The sequence below is a fragment of the Alteromonas sp. W364 genome (assembly GCF_031846205.1).
In the GTDB taxonomy this organism is placed as follows: Bacteria; Pseudomonadota; Gammaproteobacteria; order Enterobacterales; family Alteromonadaceae; genus Glaciecola; species Glaciecola blandensis.
On the sequence record NZ_JAVRID010000005.1, the window covers coordinates 248707 to 269684 of the forward strand.

The following is a 20978-nucleotide window of genomic DNA, read 5'->3' on the forward strand; positions in this document are numbered from 1 at the left end:
TCAACTCACGTTCTATCTTGCTTTTCATTATGAAAGCTCAACGCCGGCTAGGTTCATGGTTCTTCCTGCAGCCCCTTTCAATAAGGTTGCTTTAAATTCATTGGGCACTGGTTTCTTTTCAAATGTAAGCGAATCGACCATCACATAGACAATCTCTGCCGATGCCACGGCTTGTTTAGTTTGCCAATTTTGCATGTCAATTTGCATCGTAAACGACGTATTGCCAACCTTGCTAACATGCACCGATAAGCACAATATGTCATCGAATCTAGCTGGGCTTTGCCACGATATATTGAGATTGACTACCTGGTTATCTAAGCCTTGGTTTGTTAATGCTTGATACCCGCCTATTAAGGCTCGCATGAATTCAGTTGCTGCTAAATCTGCATAGTCAGCATATCTCGCATTGAATACAACTTCTTGGGCGTCACATTCGGCATAACGGACTCTGAGTAGCAATTCAAAGGTCTTAGGTTCAGCTTTGGTCATTAATGTCTTTCCTTTTCGTTCGGGACTGTTTGTATACTATCGTCATTTTCCTCAGTTTGCCCATCAATACGCCACTGGTCACCTATCACAGGATCTTCCGATTCGGGCTCTGCTTCCCAATGATAAGCTTTGACTGTCGGTTTTGGATCTAGCGAATGCCATAAACAAGCACAGAGAACACCAGCCAAAGCACCGAATAAGTGGTATTCAAACGAAATCCCCTCTTGGCGAGGGAATATGCTCATAATCATTCCACCATACATGAAAAAAGCGACCATCATAATCACTACGGAACGCTTATCTCTGCGGAATATACTCACCACAAACAAATAAAAAAATACACCGTGAGTTAAACCGCTAGCCCCAATATGATAGCTTTCGCGTCCAAACAACCACACACCAATACCAGATAGTAACCATACTGTTATTAACACCCGCCAACGTGTTTTCGGGTAACCGTAGATGAGAAATGAGCCAAGTACTAGCATGGGCAACGTATTGTTGAAAATGTGTTCTAGTGAGCCGTGTATCAGGGGCGCAGTGATGACCCCAATCAAGCCATGCAGCGTTAAGGGATAGACACCGAGCCAACTTAGGTCGACCTTGAAGTTGAGTTCGAAAGATTTAAAGCACCAGATAAAGCCAACGGCAAAAGCGGTGATCAATATACTGTTTTTAAGTGATGACGTGTTCATCTGTATTATTTATGGGCATGTGATGAAATAGCAATGCATGTTTATTCAGACTTCATTCAGCTAATATCTTTTACCCTTATCGCTATTGCGAAACAGCCAATTAATTATCGCAATGTTCCATTTTTCAGGTAACAACAATGAATCGATATTGATTCAACATAATTTTCTTAAAGGACTAAAATGTTAACTAGAACTCTTTGTTTTGCTGCCACTACGGCCGCTTTATTTTTTACTCAACAGGCGTACGCTGAAGATTACCAAACCTTTATCGGTGCGAGCGTATTATCAAATAAAAGTTCGTTTACGCAAGATGGACAAACAACATCAGACACGCGCGAGGCATGGAGTCTAAACGGCACATATTACTTAGATGCTCGACCAACCTTAGGCCCGCTCAATGAATTTGATTATATTAACCAACAAAGCTTTGTCAGTGCCGGTCTTTTCGGCACTGGTGGAAACCGTCAGTATTCAATAGGTGGCGAATACTTAGTTAATGACTGGGTTGTTTTCGGGGATACGGTATACGAATCAGATAGTGACACTGAATTTCTGACAGTAGGGTTTGGCTATTTCCTCACAAAGGACTTTAAGTTATCTATTTCCAATACAAGTGGTGATGGAATAAGTGGTTTAGTTGATTCTGATGAGTCAGTGTTCAACTTTGCGGCCGACTATGTACTGCAACTTGATGGTAAAGATTATGTTGGCTTCTCGTACAACACGGATGAAGATTTGATTGTGCAACAGTTTCGAACCAAATATTTTGGCTCACTAGCAGGTGGACGATATCTTGTTCTGAACGCAAACCTGAGTGTTTTTGACGATGACTTTTTCTCAGATGAAACTCTCGATCTAGGCGGCGCATACTACTTCAATCAGTTTACAAGTGTTGGTGCTGATGTGAATGTGATCGGAGATACTGATTCATATAGTATTTTTGCTAAGCATTTCTTCAATACACGCTCATCGCTGCAAGTCAGTTACTCTAGCAATGAACGCAGAAATGTCGACTCGGGATTTAGTCAGTTCTCATTCGAAAATGACATCTGGCAAATTAACTACGTTTATCAATATTAAGTAAGCCCTCAATGGGCATGCCCGCGTAGTTTCATCAAGTGAGTGCACTCGCTCATGGTTTCATTGTAGAATGAATAACTACAATAACAGGGAGTGTGCACGAACATGATAGATGAACATCAACATGCATGCTTAGAATGTGATTTGTTGATTACGATGCCTGAGCAAATCTCGCATCGTAGCAATGTCGTCTGTCCTCGATGTCATCATGTTATTGCGGTGGGGCATAACAATGCCCGCCACTACGTGTTAGCTTTGTGTATAACAGCGTTAATTTTGATGCTGATTGCCTGTAGTTTCGCCTTCATTTCTTTTGCCACTAGTGGGCAGCAACGCACCATCGGTCTATTACAAACATCAACAGAATTATACTCTCAGGGATATTGGCTGATTTCGGTCTTGGTATTTGTTTTTATTTTGTTGTTGCCAATATTGTACCTGTTGTCCGTGAGTTATATCATTTTATCTTCTCGCTTCGCCTTGCGCCTAGTGCCCATCGTTTGGCTTGGAAAAGTGATAGCCTATATTTTACCTTGGTCAATGGCAGAGGTTTTTTTGATTGGCGTCTTAGTCGCGCTCATAAAAGTCATTTCAATGGCTGACATCACTTTGGAAGCGGCGTTTTGGGCCTATGTACTGTTTGCTCCTTTATTTACTCATATTGTATTCATTGTGGATAATCACCGCCTTTGGCGTTGGATAGAAGATGCCAAGTAGCCATTCAAGTCCCTACCAAAAAGATTCCGCAGCAGCCCAGGGTTTGTTGAATTGTTTGGTGTGTCAGCAGTTAGCACCCATAGGCACTCAACATTGCAAGCGTTGTGGCACGTCTTTATCACCCAGAGCTAAGAACAGTGTGCAGATTTCTCTGAGCTTATTGATTACCGCAGCAATTCTATATATCCCGGCGAATATGTACCCTATTATGGTAACTGACCTACTGGGCGATGAAACAAAAAGCACTATCATTGGCGGCATTATTCTATTTTTAGAAAGTGAGTCATACTTTATTGCCGCGGTGATTTTTATTGCAAGTGTTATTGTGCCTATCGGGAAGATGGCAGCAATTGCTTGGCTTTGTTTTAGCGCCATGCGCAATAAACCAATTCAACAGCTAGAATTAACTAAAATGTATCGAGTGACTGAGTTTATTGGAAAGTGGTCGATGGTTGATGTCTTCGTGGTCGCGATCTTAGTTGCCTTGATTCAACTCGGTGGTTTAATGTCGATTCATGTGGGCGCAGCAGCAACGTCATTTGCTAGCGTGGTGATACTGACGATGATCAGTGCACATCAGTTTGATACACGACTTTTATGGGATAAAACGGAAGAATAATGACAAGCAACGAAGCTGAAACGCCAAGCAGCCAAGCGCCAATACAAGCGCAAGAGCCTTTAGTTGTACACAAGTCTAGGTTTTCAAAAATTTGGATTTTACCCATTATCGCCTTACTCATTGGTATCGGTATGGTTTATAACGACTGGCGTAATCGTGGAATAATGATCCAAGTTGAATTTGATACTGCAGAAGGGCTAGAAGCAAAAAAGACTGTCCTAAAAAACCGTAATGTAGACATTGGCTTAGTTGATAAGATCAGCTTCAGCAATGATAAAAGTACGATACTTGTCGATATAGAAGTAGAAAAAGACATGAGTTCTTTTCTGGTTGAAGATAGCGAGTTTTGGGTTGTAAGACCTAGAATAGGTGCCACAGGCATCACTGGTATAGGTACGCTGCTGTCGGGGGCTTACATCGAAGTCAGCCCGGGTAACTCGAATATTGAGCAGTTTGCCTTTACGGGTCTTGAGAACCCACCTGTTACTTCCTTAAACGCAGATGGTATTCATGTGAGATTGATTTCTCGGGGTAACAAGCCGTTGAAAGTGGGTAATCCTGTTATGCATAAAGGTTTTGAAGTGGGTGCGGTAGAATCAGCCCAATACGACGACCTAGAACAAGAGGCCCACTACGACATATTCATTCAGGCACCCTTTCATAATTTGGTGACTGAAAATACTTCTTTCTGGAACGTCAGTGGTCTATCAGTCAAAACATCAACGCAAGGTATTAGCGTCAATATGGCGTCTCTTGATGCCTTAGTGTCTGGAGGCGTTGAGTTTGGCTTAGTTGATGGTGCTCAACCCGGCGTGGGTGTTCCGCAGAACCACGAATTTGTTGTCTATGATTCGCAAGAAAGTATCGATGAACAACGAGAATATCAATATATTCAATACGTCATTTTAGTCGAAGATAGTGTCGGTGGTTTACACAAAGGTGCGCCTGTGGAGTATCGTGGCATTCGTATTGGAACTGTCGCTGAACCCTATATGGAATATTGGGAAATTATCGATATTGCTGGCGTGGGTAAAGAAGAACGTATTCCGGTGGTGGTTAACTTAGAGCCGGAACGCTTAATGAAAAATGGGTATATTTCGAATGATATCTTTCAGGGTATGGTCGATGATTGGATCCGGGAAGGTTTAACCGCAACTATCGAAAATGCGAATTTACTTACAGGAAGCCTAAAGGTAACTTTGCAGCCGGGCGGTGAGCAAATCACTGAAGTCACTCGTTTCGGAGAGTATTCGGTCATTCCTGCAGCTTCAGGCGGGTTCGCAAGTCTAAGCAAAAAATTAGACAATATTATGGGCGAATTAGAGCAACTCCCTCTTAATGAAACCATAGCCAATTTAAATGAACTGATTGATAGTACAGATGAAACGATGGTTACCACGCGTTTATCTTTAAAGCGTAGCAATCAGACTCTCGATGCGCTTGAACAAACGATGCAAGAATTACAGTCTACATTAAGCGGTTTGCAACCCGATTCGCAGGTTTACCGCTCGGTTGAACAAGTCATGTTAAAGGTAGAAGCCACCCTCGACGAACTGAAACCACTTGTAAAAGAGGTGACCAACCAACCCAATTCTCTCGTCTTTGGTCAAGCAGCAAAACCCGATGAAGAACCGGTGGCGCCGAAAAAGGATAAGGAATAATGCTTAACTTTACGCTTTATAAACTATTGTTATTGATGAGCATTACTACAGGATTGAGCGCCTGCGGTACCACAGTGCAAGCGCCAGATACTACCTATTATTTGTTTGATGCAAATCCAGTTGCACAGCTCAATAAGGAAGCAAAAACGAGTGTCATGCTTGATATTGTGAGTTTGCCAGACTATCTAAAAACGAATCAGTTGGTCATGAAAGAGGGTGATAATCAGTTGATTAAGGCTAACTACCATAGTTGGGCAGATGGTTTAGGCGAAGCTATGCAGCGAGCTCTGCTCAACGATTTGAATGCATCAATGGCGGAGACTGAATGGCTAGATTTCTGCAGGAAATGTACGAAGGTGAAAGTCACTATCGAGCATTTCTATCCTGATCGAAACGGTGAAGTATTGCTTAGCGGATCATTTCGGGTCAGTAAACGCAACGAGCATACGGCCACTCGCGTTTTTCGCTTTCATTACACCGACATACTCGAAAAGGATGGGTATGCAGGAGCAGTGAAGAAAATGAGAGCCCTGTCGAAAAAGCTCAGTCATGAGATATCAAACGTAATAGTGGAATAGTGTAGCTTAGGCTGTTTCTTGCCCCTCACCACCGCGCAGGCGGTGGTCTGCTAGGTGCAGAAAGCGGTCGGTCGATATGCTCACGTCGCGATTCAGTAGCGCTCCTAACCTAAATATTCACTCCCAAATACTATTTTTTGAAGTCGAAATAAGATCGTAACATCGGAGCTATTTTCTGAATGATACTCGATACAGCAAACTATACATCACAGGAACAGCAATGAGCGTTAATACTGTAGCAAAAGCCAAACCACCCATGATAGTCACAGACATGTCTGCGAAGAATGCATCAGACAACAGAGGAGCCATGCCTAATATGGTCGTAATGGCCGCCAATGTAACAGGTCGCAATCGACTTGCTGAGGCCTCAAGAATGGCATCCTTAATGGGCTTATCTTCTTCGATTTGTAAGTCAATTTCTTCCAGTAAAACGATGGCATTCTTGATTAACATGCCAAATAAACTTAAAAAGCCGAGCAGCGACATAAAGCCAAATGGCATGTCAGTTAACAATAAACCTGAAACAACACCGACAGTTGCCATAGGTACAATGGCCCAGATAATGAGGGGCTGTCTGGCTCTGCCAAATAGCAGTACCGATATGATGAACATGACTAAAAATCCTGCCGGTAAGCCTTTACCTAGCGCTTGTTGGGCGTCTGCCGAACTTTCATACTCGCCGCCCCACTCTAGCTTATAACCATCGGGTAATTGCATGTCTTGAATGGGCTGCCATATTCTTGCTAAGGCGTCTGCAGCGGTCTCATCACTGCCTGGCTCAGCCCAAATAGTGATGGTTGGGACACGGTCGCGACGATGGATTTGTACTTCTTCGGATTCTAACTCAATGCCTTTAGATACTTGTCGAAATGGGACATATCGGCTTTGTTGAGAGCTCCAAACTTGGCTGTTACGAATCGCATCTAATGGGTCCTGCTGAGCATTCGCCATTTTAGCACGAATAGGGTAAGCGTAATCTTCATCGTATAGCTTACCAAGCTGTAAACCTGTGGTTGCGTATTCGATGGTGTCACGAAAATCAGCGCGACTCACGCCCGCAATACCTGCGTTAATGTCATCAAATTGGGTATTCAAACTCAAACCCAACTCACGCCAGTTATGACGAACCTCTTGAATTTGACCATCAGCTTCTAGGATTTCAACTGCATTGTTGGCGAGTTCTCGGAGTACATCTCCGTTATTGCCTGAGAAACGTATGCCGATTTTTGCGCCACTGCCCGGGCCAAATTGTACGCGCTGAAAATAAAAACTGGCGTCAGGACTCACTTGTGGAAGGGCAGCTTTCATATCAGCAATGATAGTATCAATCTCATCTTTATCGTTGGCCCGAACCAGCATCATGGCGTAGCTCTCATTGGCAGGCTCTGGCGCATAGGTGAGGGTAAATCTATCTGCACCACGGCCAATAAAACTAGTGATTGATTTCACTCCTTGCTCAGAAAGCACTTCCTGTTCCACTTTTTTCATGATGCTTTCAGTGCTGCGAATATCTTCGTTTTGTTGTCCCCAATAGTGGATATAAAACAAAGGTGCATTGGATGGCGGAAAAAAGCCTTGTTTCACAAAGCCAAAACTCATAAATGCAACGAGAGTGATGCATAACAATCCGAAAAGCGTTAGCCAACGATGACGTAAAAAGCCTCTCAATATTGATATGAAACCGTCTTGAAAACGAAAGCCATTTTGGTTCTGATCTGACGTAGGTGTTGTTTTGAAAACCAATTTGCCAAGCGTCGGTACCAAGGTAATTGCCATTACCCAACTGAGCATAAGTGATATCAACACTACGGCGAAAAGTGAATATAAGAATTCGCCGGTGGCGTCATCCGACAATCCAATACCTGAAAATGCCGCTATGCCAATGACGGTTGCACCAAGCAAAGGCCATTGTGTTCTTTTAACAATAAAGCTTGCTGCAGGTTGTGGTTTTGCGCCTTGCTTCATTTGCATCATCATGCCTTCGGCTACCACTATCGCATTGTCAACTAACATACCCATTGCAATGACCATTGCGCCTAGTGATATACGCTGCAATCTTAAATCCATTAGCCACATGATCAGTACGGTTCCCATTACCGTGACCACTAGCGTAGTGCCTACGACGAGTGCTGAACGCCAACCCATAAATAGCCAGAGAGTTAGGACCACAACAACCACTGACATGACTAAGTTCAAAATGAATCCATCGACCGACTCATCAACAATTTTTGCTTGATCATAAATCGCATCTAGCTCGATACCTGTCGGCAACTTACTGAGGATAAGCTCAATTTTCTGTCTGACTCGTTGGCCGACATCAACGATATTAACGCCGTCTTGCGCAGAGACAGCCAAGGTGATTGCCTCATTACCTTGGTGACGCAGATAGTTTGTTTGAATATCGGCTGGCTCAACTGCTAAGGTCGCGATATCTTTTACCTTGATTGACTGCGATGTCCCTGCCAATACAAGACTCAGGTTTTCAATAGCCTCGATCTGGCTGGAGGGTTGATCCACAAGCACTCGTAATTTTTTGCCATTTAATTGTACTCTACCGCCGTTAAACGGTCGGATGTTTTCCGTTAACAATTGAGATATTTGTGGAAAGCTCAAGCCCAAGCTCGCTAAGCGGTTTGTATCGATATAAACGGTAATTTGCTCTTCTCGCACACCACTCACTTGCACTTTTGCAACACCGTCAATCATCAACAGCTCGCGGCGAATTTGTTTAGCAAAGTGCCGCAATTCAGTGGCGCTAAAGTCAGGGGCAGTCAATGCGTAATAAAGTCCAAACACCTCACCAAAGTCATCAAAAACAACCGGGTCTTGTGCTCCTGGTGGCAATTGGCCCTGAACGTCTCGCAGGCGTTTGCGCAATTCATCCCATATTTGTGGCAGTTCACCACCATCAAAGTTTGGCTGCACCTCTACTGTGATATCTGACGTACCCGGACTGGATACTGAACTCAAGCGATATAGTTGCGGCATTTGTTGGATAGTCGTTTCGAGTAATTCGGTAACTTCATCTTCGACTTGTTTTGCGCTTGCACCTGGAAAAGAGGTAATCACTTTTACTTGCTTGATAGTGAAACTGGGGTCTTCTAGTCGCCCAATATTGCTTAATGCAATAAGCCCACCGAGCAAGCAAATAACGACAATCAGCCAGATATTAACAGGGAAGCGTAAAGCGTACTTTGCGATATCCATGAAGCTTACTCCGCCACGTATTCTGCGACGCGCAAGCCTTCACGCATTTTACTGACACCAGCGGACACAACCTTTTCTCCCTCGGATAGTTCACCTTCAATGCCGGCGTAGTCGCCACGTACACTCACAACAGAGACCGCTACTTTGTTGACTTGCTTTGTTTCTTGATTATAGCGCCACACGAAAAAGTCATCTTGTTCAGCCAGTAAGGCAGTGTAGGGAATGATAAGTTGATCAGTGCTGCCTTCTTGATCTAAGTGGACTTTTACTTTTGCTCGCGCACCTGGCGTGATTAGGTTGCTAGGGTCGGCTGACTTGCTAAAGACCACTTTATAAGTTTGAGTCACTGGATCTGGCTGAGCACTATGCTCAACATAGGAAAGATCTACCCAGTCAGTTGGTCGGGCTAAAATCGAGCCTTCCACTTTTGCTCCGTCACGGCTCGCATACAACGTGAATAAACGCTCGGGAACGTGAATATTAAAGTACACCTGTGAGCGGTCTTGTATGCTCGCAATCACTTCACCCGCTTGTACGTAACTATTGTTGTCTACGATACGTTGTGCAATTTGCCCTTTAAATGGCGCTGAAATTTGAGTATAGGCAAGATCTTGCTTGGCGTTATTGACCGCAATCTCAGCAAGTTCAAACGCGGTTTGCGCATCGTCTAAAGCAGATTGGGGAACAAGTTGCTTCTCTATTAACTGGCGAACTCTCTTTAATTCTCGATCGGCTTGAGTAAACCTTGTCTCCTGCTCCTTCACTCTCCTTTGAAATGGTTCTGGATCGAGTTTAGCAAGCACATCACCTTTATTTACTTCGTTCCCAGCTCGAAGGTTTTCTTCAATTAATCTTCCTGATACCTCAAAACGCATGTCGACGGTTTTTACCGCAGAAACTTCTGCAGGAAACTCAAAATGTTGCTCATTTTTCAATGCTTGTACTGGCGTCATTTTTACCAATACAGGCGTGATTTCATCATTAGTGGATTCGGAATTACTGTCGCTGCAGGCAGAAATGAAAAGTGCGGTTGCTAGCAGCAGACTGGTGCGAATGAAGACGTTTTTGTGCACGTTGATATCTCTTTTAAAGTAGCTTTTTTAATAACAATGATATTCAGTGTCAAATTTACGGAACACCAAAATGTAAACTATACGGTGTAGTATAATCAAAAAAATTGTAAAGTAAACTGATCAGTGTAAAATTAAACGTAATCGGAGGAAGTACATGAGCGAAGTAAAGAAGTCGCGTAGCCAGCAGAAGCGCGAAGACATACTCAATGCAGCACTGAAGACCTTTAAAGAACAAGGCGTTCAGGCAACTAGCATGGACCAATTAGCTGAAACAGCAAATGTGTCAAAGCGAACGGTGTATAACTATTTTGATAGCAAAGAAACGCTAGTATTAAGTTTGTTGCATGAAATGTGGGAGCAGTTCATGTTGCGAGCATCGGTCGAATATACGCCAAATCAATCGATTGAAAGCCAGTTGGCTTTGCTAATTGAAGCCGAGACAAACATGATGTGCGACCATGATTTTGTTACACTCGCACGCTTAGCAATGGGGCATTTCTTTTATTCTCCTGCCAAGATGAAAGATCAGATGGATCGCATGAGAGCGCAGGAAACCACTCTGCATCGTTGGCTAAAGGCCGCCATAGCTGATGGTAAGTTCGCTATTGACGACGTTGATTATGCCGCAGAGCAAATTGGCAGTTTGCTAAAGGGGACACTTTTTTGGCCAACCGTGCTGTGCAATGATGATGCACCATCATATCAAGTTCGCCAACATGCCAAAGAGCAAACGCTACAAATGTTTATGAGCCGTTATGCCATTACTTAAGTGCATCAACAATGTGATTGCGGTAGTCGTGCTAACTTTCAATTTTAACATCAGACCTTGCGTGTGAGAGATATTGCGCTAGGAATGAATATTCAGTCGCGAGCCGCTCTCTATTCTAAAAGCGGATTCAACAAAAAATTGGTAGGCCAGTTCAGTTTGAAATTACTGAGCAGACTCGAGAGGCAATATAGCCGTATTGTCGATGGGTAGATAAATTCAATTGGATTAGAAGGGACGCACTATGGCACTCATACAATGCGGCGAACCAAACCCTCTTTGATCTACAAATAGACTAAAAACATTAGGGCTTGTCAGTTGTTCCTTGGTCATTCCAAATTAGAAAGTACGGTATATATTTCTCGTCATTGCCGCCCCCATTCCTTTCCACCCATTTCTACCAACCGGGACGCGGCTCGCCGAAAGGAAAAGGCGAGGTCATTTGCGGCCGATAATTGTGCCAGTGACACGCCAATTAGACCCGTCGCCGACCACTCATAATATTTTCCCTCTTTGGTGCGAATCATGGTCGTCGCAAAGGAACTCGAGTTTCCCCCCTTATCATTGACAATCAATTCTTCATCTCCGTCACTGCTTTCGACTTGCGCTTCAAAATCGACAAACAATTCGTCGAGCGGGACTTGTGCCGTCAGCACCAAGCGGGTGCGAGATTCATAACATGCGTCAATGAGGGTAACGAAGCGTCGCGCTTCGTTGAGGTGATTGGCGTCCAGTTGAGGAACGCATTCCATGATGATGACCGGAAATCGGCGGCAGAGGGAAATATAATCGGCTGCCCCGAGCGGTTGGTAGCACAAATCGGAAAAGTCAAACCAGGCGCATCGGTCATTCAATCGGGCGACCTGGACGGTGCGACCAAAGAGGACAGGAATGCTCTCGCCCTCAGTTCCGGATGCAATGCCAGATACAGCGCCACCAAATATTTTTTCCAACTTAGCCTGTAAGTTGTGATTAATATTATTATCGCCGTGAACTCCTTTGTTTGACCAAAAATAGGATTGGCCATCTGCTCGATTTTCGAGTCGATAATCGTTCTGGGAATCCTCCATGGAAATAACGTCGGACGTCTGTCTCAATAGGTCGATGAATGGCAAAAAGAGGGAGCGGTTAATGCCTCTCTCATACAAGGCATCGGGGGCTCGATTCGAGGTGGCCACCATCACGACATTCCAATCCGATATTAATAGTGAAAACAGTCGTTTCAAAATCATGGCATCGGCGATTTCTGTCACTTGAAATTCATCGAAACAGAGGAGTTGTGCTTCTTGTGCCAATTGTTGCGCAACGACGGGAATCGCATCACCTCGTGGGTGCTTCTGTTTGTAGACAAAGATTCGATGATGGACGTCTAGCATGAATTCATGAAAGTGGACACGGCGTTTGGTAATTTTTGCGTGTTTGTGGCTGTCATTATTACAGCAGGAATCATCATCAGGAACAGTAACCGACGCGTAAAATAGATCCATTAGAAAGCTTTTGCCTACCCCTACCGGTCCATGAATGTACATGCCTCGCGGTGGTGGACCAAAAAGCCACAAATGGAACTTCTTTCGGAGAAAGGACTGGGCGGATGCTAGAGAGCGCGCCAGCAACAGTAATAGTGAACAGCTGCTCTTTGTCGGATCGTACGTACACACGGGCACTGGTGGAAGCGAGGCAAGAGACTCGTGCAGGGCATCGAATTTTGCCGCCAGAGCGACTTGCGCTTCATCTCGTCGCGCCTCTCCCGCGTCCACCTTGAGTTCATAAGCCGCAGCCACGGGGCCTTTCGAGAAGCACCGCCGAGCGACGTGACGTTGTGCTATCATTGCCTTTATCATCATCTTCTTTATCATTATCGTTTTCATCATGGAGCTGATGAGTTTATTAACGTGATGATATGGTACGTTAGATTTCTGTATGGGTATCAAACTGATTTGTATAAGAAACTCAAGTCGACAACATGTTTGGGCAGATATTGGCTTTGTTCAGCTAAGTTATCGGTAAACTCTGAGTAGTAACGTTCAACCAATTGATAGAGTCGCGTTGTTTCTGGTCGATGGCGCTTGTATGTTTCCCTTGGTTGCTTTGCCAGCACACGCACTCTTCCTTGAATTCACTGTGGGCTAGCATGCGCTAGTGTGATAAAGAGAGTACTAATTTACGACTGGTTGAACGGCCGGTTTTGGATATTTTTTGTCAACTTACCTCTGATACTTCTTCAGTAGTGCATCGATGTGAGTTGAAATGCCATCATTCGCCATGTCGTACCATTGTTTAGCTGATATGAGTGGACCTGTGACGTGATGTTTGAGGCTAACGTAACCATGCACAAAGGCCCAAAGCTCTAATGCTGTTTGTTGCCTTTCTATCCAATCGGCATTTTCCGGTAGTATAATTGACGTATGTTGAACCAAGCGTTTGTATGCTCTATGAGCACTCGCTTTTGCCTCTTCAGAAGGTTTATATTGATTGTCGTTTTCACCAAAAATAAGGCGATAATGCCCTTCGTAATCTTGTGCAATTTGCAAATAGCCCGCGATACCTTTTAGTAAAATCTGTTTCGGCCCTAAGTCACTTTTATCAAACTCCATGGTGTTATACACCATTTCATAACCCTCAATATATAGCGCGTCGAGAATACCTTGCTTGCCTTTAAAGTGGCTATAAATACCAATCGTTGAAACCTTGGCTTGTTCTGCAATAGCGCGAACACTTAGCGCAGCCACGCCTCCTTCAGCGAATAGAGTTGAAGCGGCATTTAATATCCGACGTTTAGCTTGCTCTCTAACGCCCTTAGTCTTTATTGAAGGTTCATTTTGGTCACATGTAGTTGTACTTTCCACTACGTTCTTTTTTACAACGAGATTTTTTACCACAGAAATTTGCACCTCTGACTTTTGGCCACAGTGTATGGCTAATAGGGTTGTTTACATTTCGTTGACAAATATAACAGTGTTATGTTTAACTGCCAAGAGCTTAAATTCACAGAGTATGGAATAGATGCAAAGCGTGCAGGGTGCAAAAACAAGTGCAATACAAAGTACAAATGAAAACGCAACAGAACTTGAAACGGACTATTTAATCGTCGGTAGCGGTGCGGTAGGAATGGCATTTGCTGATACGCTGCTGACTGAAACCGATGCTAATATCATCATTGTAGACAAACACCATAAACCGGGCGGTCACTGGAACGTGGCCTATCCTTTTGTGACTTTGCATCAACCGTCTGCATTCTATGGTGTGAGCTCTCGTGAGTTGAGTAAAGGTTATAAAGACCAAGTAGGTTGGAATAAAGGTCTGAATGAATTGGCAACAGGTGCGGAAGTGAGTGCCTACTTCGATGACGTCATGCGTGAACAATTTTTACCAACAGGTCGAGTCCAGTATTTCCCAATGTGTGACTATCAAGGTAATGGTGAATTCGAAAACACCTTAACTGGACAACGTTACAAAGCAAAGCCAAACAAGAAAACGGTCGACTGTACTTACCTTAAAACGACCGTGCCATCCACCCACACGCCGAATTTTGACCTTGCATCGGGCGTGCAATTTATGCCTTTGAATGACTTGCCCAAGGTGACTTCAGCGCCAAGTGCCTATGTCATTGTCGGTGGCGGAAAAACTGGCATCGATGCCGTCTTATTTTTACTCGAAAAGCATGTCGATCCAGATCGCATTACTTGGATTATGCCTCGAGATGCTTGGCTACTTGACCGAGAAAATACTCAGCCAACAGAGGAGTTTTTTGGCAGTTCGATAGGTGCCCAAGCTAGTCAGATGGAAGCGATTGCAGAATCTACCTCGATAAATGATATGTTTGAACGCCTTGAAAGAGCCGGTGTGTTTATGCGTTTGGATACGAACGTTTGGCCAAAAATGTTCCATGGTGCAACGGTCAGTAAGATGGAGCTAGAGCAATTGCGACGAGTGACAAACGTTGTTCGTATGGGTAGGGTGACATCTATAGAACTTGACAAAATCGTACTGCAAGAAGGTGAAATACCCACAAGTACACGCCACATTCATGTCGATTGCTCAGCCAGTGCAATATCAAATTTAACAATGAAACCAATCTTTGAAGATGGCTTAATTACCCCGCAAACAGTGCGCTCCTATCAACCTGTTTTCAGTGCTGCGTTCATTGCACATGTAGAAGCGAATTATCCTAACGACCAGATTAAAAATAAAATCTGCAATGTCGTGCCATTGCCAAATACCGATCTTGATTGGCTAAGGCTAACGGCTGCGTTTATGCTGAACCAACATATTTGGGGCCAGGATCCAGAGCTGCGAGAGTGGTTGTTGAATAATCGTTTAGATGGCTTTAGTCAGTTGGTTCGCAATGTCAAAGAAGATGAAATTGAAAAGAGAATGATATTAAAACGCTTAAAAGAGAATGCTCAACCGGCAATGGCGAAGTTGCAAGCTTACTTAGCAGAAATAAGCTAAATCATTAGCAATTCATTGATCGACAGAAAACACAAAAGAACAACAAGCTAAGGATTACCCGAATGATGGAATTACAAATTAGCCGCAAGAACTACAACAAAGTTCGCCTTGTACAAAGCCATACACATGAAAAGCCATTAAAAGATGGTGAAGTTTTGGTAAAGGTAGACAGCTTCGCCCTTACTGCCAACAACATCACCTATGCTGTCGTTGGCGATAAGCTCGGATACTGGCAGTTCTTTCCGCCACAACTAGGGCCTGATGAAGTGGGTCATAATGAAGCTAATGAGCATTGGGGTATACTACCTGTATGGGGGTTTGCTGATGTCGTTAAATCAAATAACCCAGAGGTTCCTGAAGGTGAGCGTTTATTTGGTTATTTTCCACCATCGAGTCACTTGATTATGCACCCGAGCGGTGTGAGTGAGTCTAGTTGGATTGATGCTAGTGAGCACCGTGCGGCCTTGCCAGTGGGTTATAATATTTATCGAAAAGTGATGTCGGAGCCTAATTATCAAAAATCAGGTGAAGCCTATCGGATGTTGCTTTACCCGCTGCATGTCACCGCGTTTGCTTTACATCACTATTTCACTAGCCATGACTGGTTTGGTGCTCAACAAGTTGTGATTACTAGCGCCTCAAGCAAAACGAGTACAGGTTTAGCTTATGGCATCAATAATGATCCTAAAGCGCCTAAACAGATTGGTTTAACCTCACTGAAAAACAAAGAGATGGTTGATAACTTGGCTGTTTACGATAAAACACTTGCTTATGATGAGTTAGACAGTATCGATGCAAGTATTCCGTCGCTTATCGTTGATATGTCTGGCAATGGCACTTTGTTAAGCGAACTGCACAAGCATCTGGGCGATAATATGAAGTTTTGTTCAAATGTTGGTGCTACACATTGGGAGGACATGAACCCAGGGCCTCACTTCATAGCCCTGAGAAGTGAAATGTTCTTCGCGCCAAGTACCTTACAGAAAATTATTAAAGAAAGCGGTATGGATGGATTTGAAAAGCAAAGTGCTGCCTATTTAAAACACTCAATTGCACAGAGCACCAAGTGGTTAAAAGTGACTGACTTGCAAGGTTTGAAGGCGATGAGCGATGTTTTTGATGATGTCTGCAATGGTAAGGTTTCTCCAGAACTTGGATTGATTATTCATCTGTAAGTCATTACTCTAGCGCTAGGGTTTATTGGGCAGTAGTGCCTCACACAGAGAATGACTTTGGAAGAAACTAGTCAAGAAGATGTGCTTGCTTCGAGCACTGGCGAAAAGCTGAAAATTGTGGTGTTGGGCGCAGGTAGTATCGGGTGCTATTTGGGTGCGTGCTTAATAGGTCAGGGTGCTAACGTTACCTTGATTGGCAGAGAACGCATTCAAGCACAAATATCAGAAAACGGCCTCCGAGCAAGCGACTACAAAGGTCGTGACTTACTTATTCCTGCCAAAGAAGTAAAATTTACTACTTCGAACTCAGTCATGCACAATGCCGATGTGGTTCTATTGTGCGTAAAAAGTGGTGACACTCAAAGTGCCGCGCAACTGATATTCAAGCACGCGAACCCAAAAGCTATTGTTGTTAGTTTTCAAAACGGCGTTCGAAATGGCGTATTGTTGGAACAGTACCTACCTACATTCACAGTGCTACGTGGCATGGTGCCTTTCAACGTTCTTTCTAAAGGGAAGGGCCATTTTCACTGCGGTACAGAAGGTAATTTAGCCATTGAAGACCCGGATAAAGTGAGTAAAGAATTAGTCTCTTTATTTGATAAAGCGGCGTTACCCGCCACAGTGTATGATGATATTACTAACGTGCAGTGGGGAAAGTTACTGATAAACCTCAATAATTCGGTCAATGCACTATCTGGTGTGCCTTTGCTGGAACAGTTGGGCAATCCAGCTTATCGAAAAGTGATGGCGCTTGTTCTCCGAGAGGCCTTAGATGCCATGCAAGCGGCGGGAATTGAGCCTGCACGCACTGGCAAAGTTATCCCTAAATACATGCCATTTATTATGTCTTTGCCTAACTTTCTGTTTAATATGGTGGCGAGTGCAACGCTAAAGATTGACCCAGAAGCACGTTCTTCAATGTATGAGGATTTAACCTTGGGCCGAAAAACAGAAATCGATTATTTGAACGGTGAAATTGTTGCACTTGCTAAAAAGCAGGGGGTACCGGTACCGGTAAACTCACGGATTGTTGGTTTAATTAAAAAGGCTGAAGAAGATTCGAAAGGCTCGCCCATGCTCAGCCCCGAAGAAATTATGCAGACCAACGATTAGCTTTGTGGTCTGCACACTAACTCATTGTAGGTTGACCCAATTTAGCTCCAACTGCTCATCTTCGACAACAGCATAGATCGACTGGCCAGTAATGGTGAGCGTGATATCCATTGTGCGGCTAGCCAAACCGCTTAGGGCCTTAATTTCATCCCAGTCGAATTGAAAAACCGAAATCGGTAGGGTTGAAAGTTGTGCTTGAGTTTGTTTCCACCAGACATCAGATTTTGAATTAAAGGTATAAACTACGGTTTTTTTAGCGAGTCTACAGGCTTTTTTCATGCGCTCGAAGCTTGGCTCACCCACATCAAGCCATAGATGTAATTGATCGTCTAAGCCTTTCAACCAGATATCAGGTTCATCAACCGAGCTTAAGCCCTTTGTGAACGCCATGAGTTTATCTTTGTCATCCGCCGCATGAATACAAAAGGCCATTAGCCTAGCCATCATTCGCTCAAGGGTTTCTGAAGGATGTTGTGCGACCGTCAATTGCAAAGAATCATAGTGGTCATTATTGAAATCAGACAAGGCAATTTTGAACTTGTAGATGGTTGGCTTTAAGGCCATAAGGGATAAACTCCGGTTAGCGAATAAGTGGCTGACGCCGCAGCGCAAGGGCGTGTATGATACCTAAATATACACAACTCAACACAACTAATGAGAGAACCGTGACACTAATGGCCAAAAATCTTGCCGGCTTGGGCGATACCAAAGCCCTGCTGAATGTTTATATAGCGAATATACCTACATTCGATTTTGGCGCAAAAGGGCAAAGTATGCATCCTCTGGAAGAAGGTGATATTTATGCTTGTGGACAGGCTTGTGGTAATGGATGGCGCAAAGTTTTCAATGTTTACGCCAAGCTAGTATATGCAGCGGCGTTACCTACTTTAGGAGCTAAGACATTCGATTCTTGGCAAGAATATCGTGACAAAAAACTACTGCAAGTGGGTAGTTCAACGAGTTTGCATTTTCGACCGCCAGCGCAAATAAGTGCTAAAAATGACCAACAAACTCAGCTCGACTCATCTTCTATTCACATCGTTATGGGCAGAACTTATGCGAAAACCCTGAATTTGGGGGACCAACTCGTGTGGCTAGATGAAGAATTTGCAATTAACAACGAGCGAGGGATCATTGTTTGTCCTTATTTTGATTACCGTCAGCTATCAAATATAAAGATTGTGAGATTGGTCGGATTGATTAAGGAAGTGCAAGATAGAATCACTACTCATAGCATGTAATATTGTCAGCTATTTATACATATTAAATTGGCTTGGTTTTAAATATCTGATTTTTCGGGATATTAAATTTGGCGCACTTTTTGCTATTATTTGTGATAGATGATCTAAAGATCGCATCCTACAAACTTAAGTTTAAAGTAGTATAAAAAAGGAAATTTTATGACTCGTTCGACACCATTAAAGTTAATTATCGCTAGTATAATTTTACTCATGAGCTCGCATCTGAAAGCAAGCCTAATTGTTACGCAAGGCAACCTAAGCTTGACGTGCAATGATAGTTCAATCACGAGTGTCGATGACGGTCAATATTTAGGGTGTACAGGTGCATTTAGTGGGAACGATTCAAATCTTCTTTCGGCAGTCATGGGTTATTTAGATGATTTCTCTACAGCATACTCACTGAATGGCGTTTGGTCTCATGATGGTGCTAATAAAAGTGATGGACCAGGTTATGGAATTTTCACATCAAACCCTGAGAGTGTATCTGGAACATTAGCCTTTGATGCGCCAGTGAACGGTATTTTCGCAGTTTCATTGAAAGCGTCTGACTCTTTTAGTTTGTTCTTCTTTGAAGCTAATTCTTCTGGTGTTTCTAGCTTTGATTTCACTACTGATGGTGCTGGAGTTAATAATAAAGGAAAAGCTCAAGATCTTTCACATGCCTCATTTTTCGCATTTACAAGTGATGTTAAAGAAGCTAGCTCTCCAAGTGGTTTTTCAATAATGTTATTTATTGCGTTGCTGTTTGGTTTCACCAGTCTAAGACAAAAGCTAAAGAAGCAATAATATAAAAGCTCTCAATTTGAATTATGTGCGTTTAAATGCTTGGAATTTACACGTGCATAAGCTACGCCACAGCCATTCAAGCGGGCCTTGATAGAAGCGCTTTATCCACCAAGCCGAAAAGGCCAGTTGCAGTGCACCAATAGATATTGCGTAAAGCACTAGTTCAAATCGATTCATATACCCTACTAAGCCTCCGGCATAACCATAAAAGATCAGTGCACAAATCGCTGATTGCATAATGTAATTAGTAAAGGCTAAACGACCGGCATAACTCAATAAAGTAAATGCTTTCTGACAAAACTGCAGTTTTATCAACATACAAATCAAACCAATATAGCCCAGCGTTGTTGCATAGCTTGAAATGAGTAACAACATATCACCCTGAAAAAAGAAGTCGCTGGCCGCGAAACTTGAACTGTAAAGATAGGAAAGAGCATAGATGGAGAGGCTATACCCTAAAGTAATGCCAACTGTGGCCATTACGATGTAAAACTTGAGACTCTTTTGTATTTGCAAAACACCTGTCTTAAATAAAATCATCCCTAGCAGCATGAGTGAACATATTTTGAATAGGCCTGCCATAGCAAAAGCTACTAGGATATCGTCTCCGGCTGTGAACGTTTCCGAGGTTTCTTTCCAACTGGTTTCACTCATCACTGATAAATAGCCGCCTCTTACGCCCTCCAAAAAGGTCGTAATTTGCTCTTGGGAAGGAAGATAGAAGTACTGAACCGATGCGTATTGAGGATCACTGAAGTCTATAAAATGTGCATCAGGCTGATATCCGAGCCAGCAGCTTAGCGATATCAATAAAATCCATATAATACTGAGTGTTAGAGTAGAGTAGTTACGTAACCAGAAAATCAAAATGCCAATGACAGCGTAGGTTGTTAGGATGTCCCCTTCCCAGAGAAAGTACATATGCAAAGCGCCAAAAACGAACAACCAAACTAAGCGCCTTACCATGAACCATGCGGGTGATTCATTATCGTTATATTTTGTAGCGAGCAGCACAATCGACGCACCAAACAGAATACTAAATATGCCATAAAATTTCTGATTTGCGGTAACTTGCAGAATACTAAACACGATATGATTTAAGGGCTGGTCACCATCATACGCATATGGATTTAGATAGGCTGCAAAGGGCATTGCAAAAGACGCAATATTTAATAAAGGCAGGCCCAAAAGAGCAAGGCCGCGCAGAATATCGAGGCTGTCATAGCGCATAAAAAAATCCGTCTATTGTATTCCATTAATGTGTACTGTTTGGCGCGTACCCTTTCAAAAAATCAGACAATCGCGTACTTACTTTTATCTTAT

General features: G+C 43.3%; 20 protein-coding genes and 1 pseudogene. 12 read left to right on the forward strand and 9 right to left on the reverse strand.

The window, feature by feature from the left end; translation table 11 throughout:
• Positions 1-27 precede the first annotated feature (27 nt).
• Positions 28-489 (reverse strand): thioesterase family protein, encoded by a 462-nt coding sequence (locus RM556_RS10160; protein ID WP_311361243.1) that lies wholly within the window; start codon positions 487-489, stop codon positions 28-30.
• Positions 489-1184 carry a rhomboid family intramembrane serine protease gene (locus tag RM556_RS10165; RefSeq protein WP_311361244.1) on the reverse strand — a complete coding sequence of 232 codons (696 nt, stop codon included), beginning with the start codon at positions 1182-1184 and terminating at the stop codon, positions 489-491. The genes RM556_RS10160 and RM556_RS10165 overlap by 1 nt, the downstream gene beginning before the upstream one ends.
• A 180-nt stretch (positions 1185-1364) precedes the next feature.
• On the opposite strand from RM556_RS10165, the gene RM556_RS10170 reads away from it, so the two are divergent.
• From RM556_RS10170 to RM556_RS10190, 5 genes are all read left to right on the forward strand, one after another.
• Positions 1365-2264 carry a putative porin gene (locus RM556_RS10170; RefSeq protein ID WP_311361245.1) on the forward strand — a complete coding sequence of 300 codons (900 nt, stop codon included), beginning with the start codon at positions 1365-1367 and terminating at the stop codon, positions 2262-2264.
• A gap of 105 nt (positions 2265-2369) precedes the next feature.
• Positions 2370-2981 (forward strand): paraquat-inducible protein A, encoded by a 612-nt coding sequence (locus tag RM556_RS10175; RefSeq protein ID WP_311361246.1) that lies wholly within the window; start codon positions 2370-2372, stop codon positions 2979-2981.
• A complete protein-coding gene (locus RM556_RS10180) occupies positions 2971-3600 on the forward strand; it encodes a paraquat-inducible protein A (RefSeq protein WP_311374525.1) in 630 nt (209 codons plus the stop codon). Before RM556_RS10175 ends, RM556_RS10180 begins: the two co-directional genes overlap by 11 nt.
• Complete coding sequence (pqiB, locus tag RM556_RS10185; protein WP_311374526.1) at positions 3600-5261, forward strand: intermembrane transport protein PqiB; 1662 nt, start codon at positions 3600-3602, stop codon at positions 5259-5261. The genes RM556_RS10180 and pqiB overlap by 1 nt, the downstream gene beginning before the upstream one ends.
• Entirely contained in the window at positions 5261-5839 is a 579-nt protein-coding gene (locus RM556_RS10190) for an ABC-type transport auxiliary lipoprotein family protein (protein ID WP_311374527.1), read from the forward strand. Before pqiB ends, RM556_RS10190 begins: the two co-directional genes overlap by 1 nt.
• Before the next feature lie 168 nt (positions 5840-6007).
• Here the strand turns inward: RM556_RS10190 and RM556_RS10195 are convergent, their stop codons facing one another.
• Both RM556_RS10195 and RM556_RS10200 read right to left on the reverse strand, forming a co-directional pair.
• A complete protein-coding gene (locus RM556_RS10195; protein WP_311374528.1) occupies positions 6008-9046 on the reverse strand; it encodes an efflux RND transporter permease subunit in 3039 nt (1012 codons plus the stop codon).
• A gap of 5 nt (positions 9047-9051) precedes the next feature.
• Positions 9052-10119, reverse strand: coding sequence for an efflux RND transporter periplasmic adaptor subunit (locus RM556_RS10200; RefSeq protein ID WP_311361251.1), 1068 nt, complete (start codon positions 10117-10119; stop codon positions 9052-9054).
• Between the two features lie 154 nt (positions 10120-10273).
• On the opposite strand from RM556_RS10200, the gene RM556_RS10205 reads away from it, so the two are divergent.
• Entirely contained in the window at positions 10274-10888 is a 615-nt protein-coding gene (locus tag RM556_RS10205; protein WP_311374529.1) for a TetR/AcrR family transcriptional regulator, read from the forward strand.
• A 210-nt stretch (positions 10889-11098) separates the two neighbouring features.
• A pseudogene (locus tag RM556_RS17350) lies at positions 11099-11239 on the forward strand (integrase); the annotation flags it as partial.
• An 11-nt stretch (positions 11240-11250) separates the two neighbouring features.
• Here the strand turns inward: RM556_RS17350 and zapE are convergent.
• The 3 genes from zapE to RM556_RS10220 all read right to left on the reverse strand — a co-directional run bounded on the left by zapE (position 11251) and on the right by RM556_RS10220 (position 13731).
• Entirely contained in the window at positions 11251-12741 is a 1491-nt protein-coding gene (zapE, locus tag RM556_RS10210; RefSeq protein WP_311374530.1) for a cell division protein ZapE, read from the reverse strand.
• Between the two features lie 71 nt (positions 12742-12812).
• Entirely contained in the window at positions 12813-12983 is a 171-nt protein-coding gene (locus tag RM556_RS10215) for a hypothetical protein (RefSeq protein ID WP_311374531.1), read from the reverse strand.
• Between the two features lie 106 nt (positions 12984-13089).
• Positions 13090-13731, reverse strand: coding sequence for a TetR family transcriptional regulator (locus RM556_RS10220; protein ID WP_311374532.1), 642 nt, complete (start codon positions 13729-13731; stop codon positions 13090-13092).
• A 157-nt stretch (positions 13732-13888) separates the two neighbouring features.
• On the opposite strand from RM556_RS10220, the gene RM556_RS10225 reads away from it, so the two are divergent.
• The 3 genes from RM556_RS10225 (at position 13889) to RM556_RS10235 (ending at position 17628) form a co-directional block, all read left to right on the forward strand.
• Positions 13889-15337: an FAD/NAD(P)-binding protein gene (locus RM556_RS10225; protein ID WP_311374533.1), complete on the forward strand. Its 1449-nt coding sequence runs from the start codon at positions 13889-13891 to the stop codon at positions 15335-15337.
• 62 nt (positions 15338-15399) lie between these two features.
• Positions 15400-16512 carry a DUF2855 family protein gene (locus RM556_RS10230; protein ID WP_311374534.1) on the forward strand — a complete coding sequence of 371 codons (1113 nt, stop codon included), beginning with the start codon at positions 15400-15402 and terminating at the stop codon, positions 16510-16512.
• A gap of 57 nt (positions 16513-16569) precedes the next feature.
• Positions 16570-17628, forward strand: coding sequence for a 2-dehydropantoate 2-reductase (locus tag RM556_RS10235; protein ID WP_311374535.1), 1059 nt, complete (start codon positions 16570-16572; stop codon positions 17626-17628).
• Between the two features lie 21 nt (positions 17629-17649).
• On the opposite strand, the gene RM556_RS10240 is transcribed toward RM556_RS10235, so the two are convergent.
• Positions 17650-18192 carry a YaeQ family protein gene (locus RM556_RS10240; RefSeq protein ID WP_311361261.1) on the reverse strand — a complete coding sequence of 181 codons (543 nt, stop codon included), beginning with the start codon at positions 18190-18192 and terminating at the stop codon, positions 17650-17652.
• 110 nt (positions 18193-18302) lie between these two features.
• On the opposite strand from RM556_RS10240, the gene RM556_RS10245 reads away from it, so the two are divergent.
• Positions 18303-18869, forward strand: coding sequence for a DUF6942 family protein (locus tag RM556_RS10245; protein WP_311374536.1), 567 nt, complete (start codon positions 18303-18305; stop codon positions 18867-18869).
• A 159-nt stretch (positions 18870-19028) separates the two neighbouring features.
• Positions 19029-19655, forward strand: a complete 627-nt coding sequence (locus RM556_RS10250) for a hypothetical protein (RefSeq protein ID WP_311361263.1) — start codon at positions 19029-19031, stop codon at positions 19653-19655.
• 21 nt (positions 19656-19676) lie between these two features.
• Here the strand turns inward: RM556_RS10250 and RM556_RS10255 are convergent, their stop codons facing one another.
• Complete coding sequence (locus RM556_RS10255; RefSeq protein ID WP_311374537.1) at positions 19677-20885, reverse strand: DUF418 domain-containing protein; 1209 nt, start codon at positions 20883-20885, stop codon at positions 19677-19679.
• Between the last annotated feature and the right edge of the window lie 93 nt (positions 20886-20978).

What these genes read in the sequence shown, in the direction of transcription:
- RM556_RS10160 (WP_311361243.1), bottom strand. Translation starts at nt 489, where the DNA reads ATGACCAAAGCTGAACCTAAGACCTTTGAATTGCTACTCAGAGTCCGT.
- RM556_RS10165 (WP_311361244.1), bottom strand. Translation starts at nt 1,184, where the DNA reads ATGAACACGTCATCACTTAAAAACAGTATATTGATCACCGCTTTTGCC.
- RM556_RS10170 (WP_311361245.1), top strand. Translation starts at nt 1,365, where the DNA reads ATGTTAACTAGAACTCTTTGTTTTGCTGCCACTACGGCCGCTTTATTT.
- RM556_RS10175 (WP_311361246.1), top strand. Translation starts at nt 2,370, where the DNA reads ATGATAGATGAACATCAACATGCATGCTTAGAATGTGATTTGTTGATT.
- RM556_RS10180 (WP_311374525.1), top strand. Translation starts at nt 2,971, where the DNA reads ATGCCAAGTAGCCATTCAAGTCCCTACCAAAAAGATTCCGCAGCAGCC.
- pqiB (WP_311374526.1), top strand. Translation starts at nt 3,600, where the DNA reads ATGACAAGCAACGAAGCTGAAACGCCAAGCAGCCAAGCGCCAATACAA.
- RM556_RS10190 (WP_311374527.1), top strand. Translation starts at nt 5,261, where the DNA reads ATGCTTAACTTTACGCTTTATAAACTATTGTTATTGATGAGCATTACT.
- RM556_RS10195 (WP_311374528.1), bottom strand. Translation starts at nt 9,046, where the DNA reads ATGGATATCGCAAAGTACGCTTTACGCTTCCCTGTTAATATCTGGCTG.
- RM556_RS10205 (WP_311374529.1), top strand. Translation starts at nt 10,274, where the DNA reads ATGAGCGAAGTAAAGAAGTCGCGTAGCCAGCAGAAGCGCGAAGACATA.
- zapE (WP_311374530.1), bottom strand. Translation starts at nt 12,741, where the DNA reads ATGATAAAGAAGATGATGATAAAGGCAATGATAGCACAACGTCACGTC.
- RM556_RS10225 (WP_311374533.1), top strand. Translation starts at nt 13,889, where the DNA reads ATGCAAAGCGTGCAGGGTGCAAAAACAAGTGCAATACAAAGTACAAAT.
- RM556_RS10230 (WP_311374534.1), top strand. Translation starts at nt 15,400, where the DNA reads ATGATGGAATTACAAATTAGCCGCAAGAACTACAACAAAGTTCGCCTT.
- RM556_RS10240 (WP_311361261.1), bottom strand. Translation starts at nt 18,192, where the DNA reads ATGGCCTTAAAGCCAACCATCTACAAGTTCAAAATTGCCTTGTCTGAT.
- RM556_RS10245 (WP_311374536.1), top strand. Translation starts at nt 18,303, where the DNA reads ATGGCCAAAAATCTTGCCGGCTTGGGCGATACCAAAGCCCTGCTGAAT.
- RM556_RS10250 (WP_311361263.1), top strand. Translation starts at nt 19,029, where the DNA reads ATGACTCGTTCGACACCATTAAAGTTAATTATCGCTAGTATAATTTTA.
- RM556_RS10255 (WP_311374537.1), bottom strand. Translation starts at nt 20,885, where the DNA reads ATGCGCTATGACAGCCTCGATATTCTGCGCGGCCTTGCTCTTTTGGGC.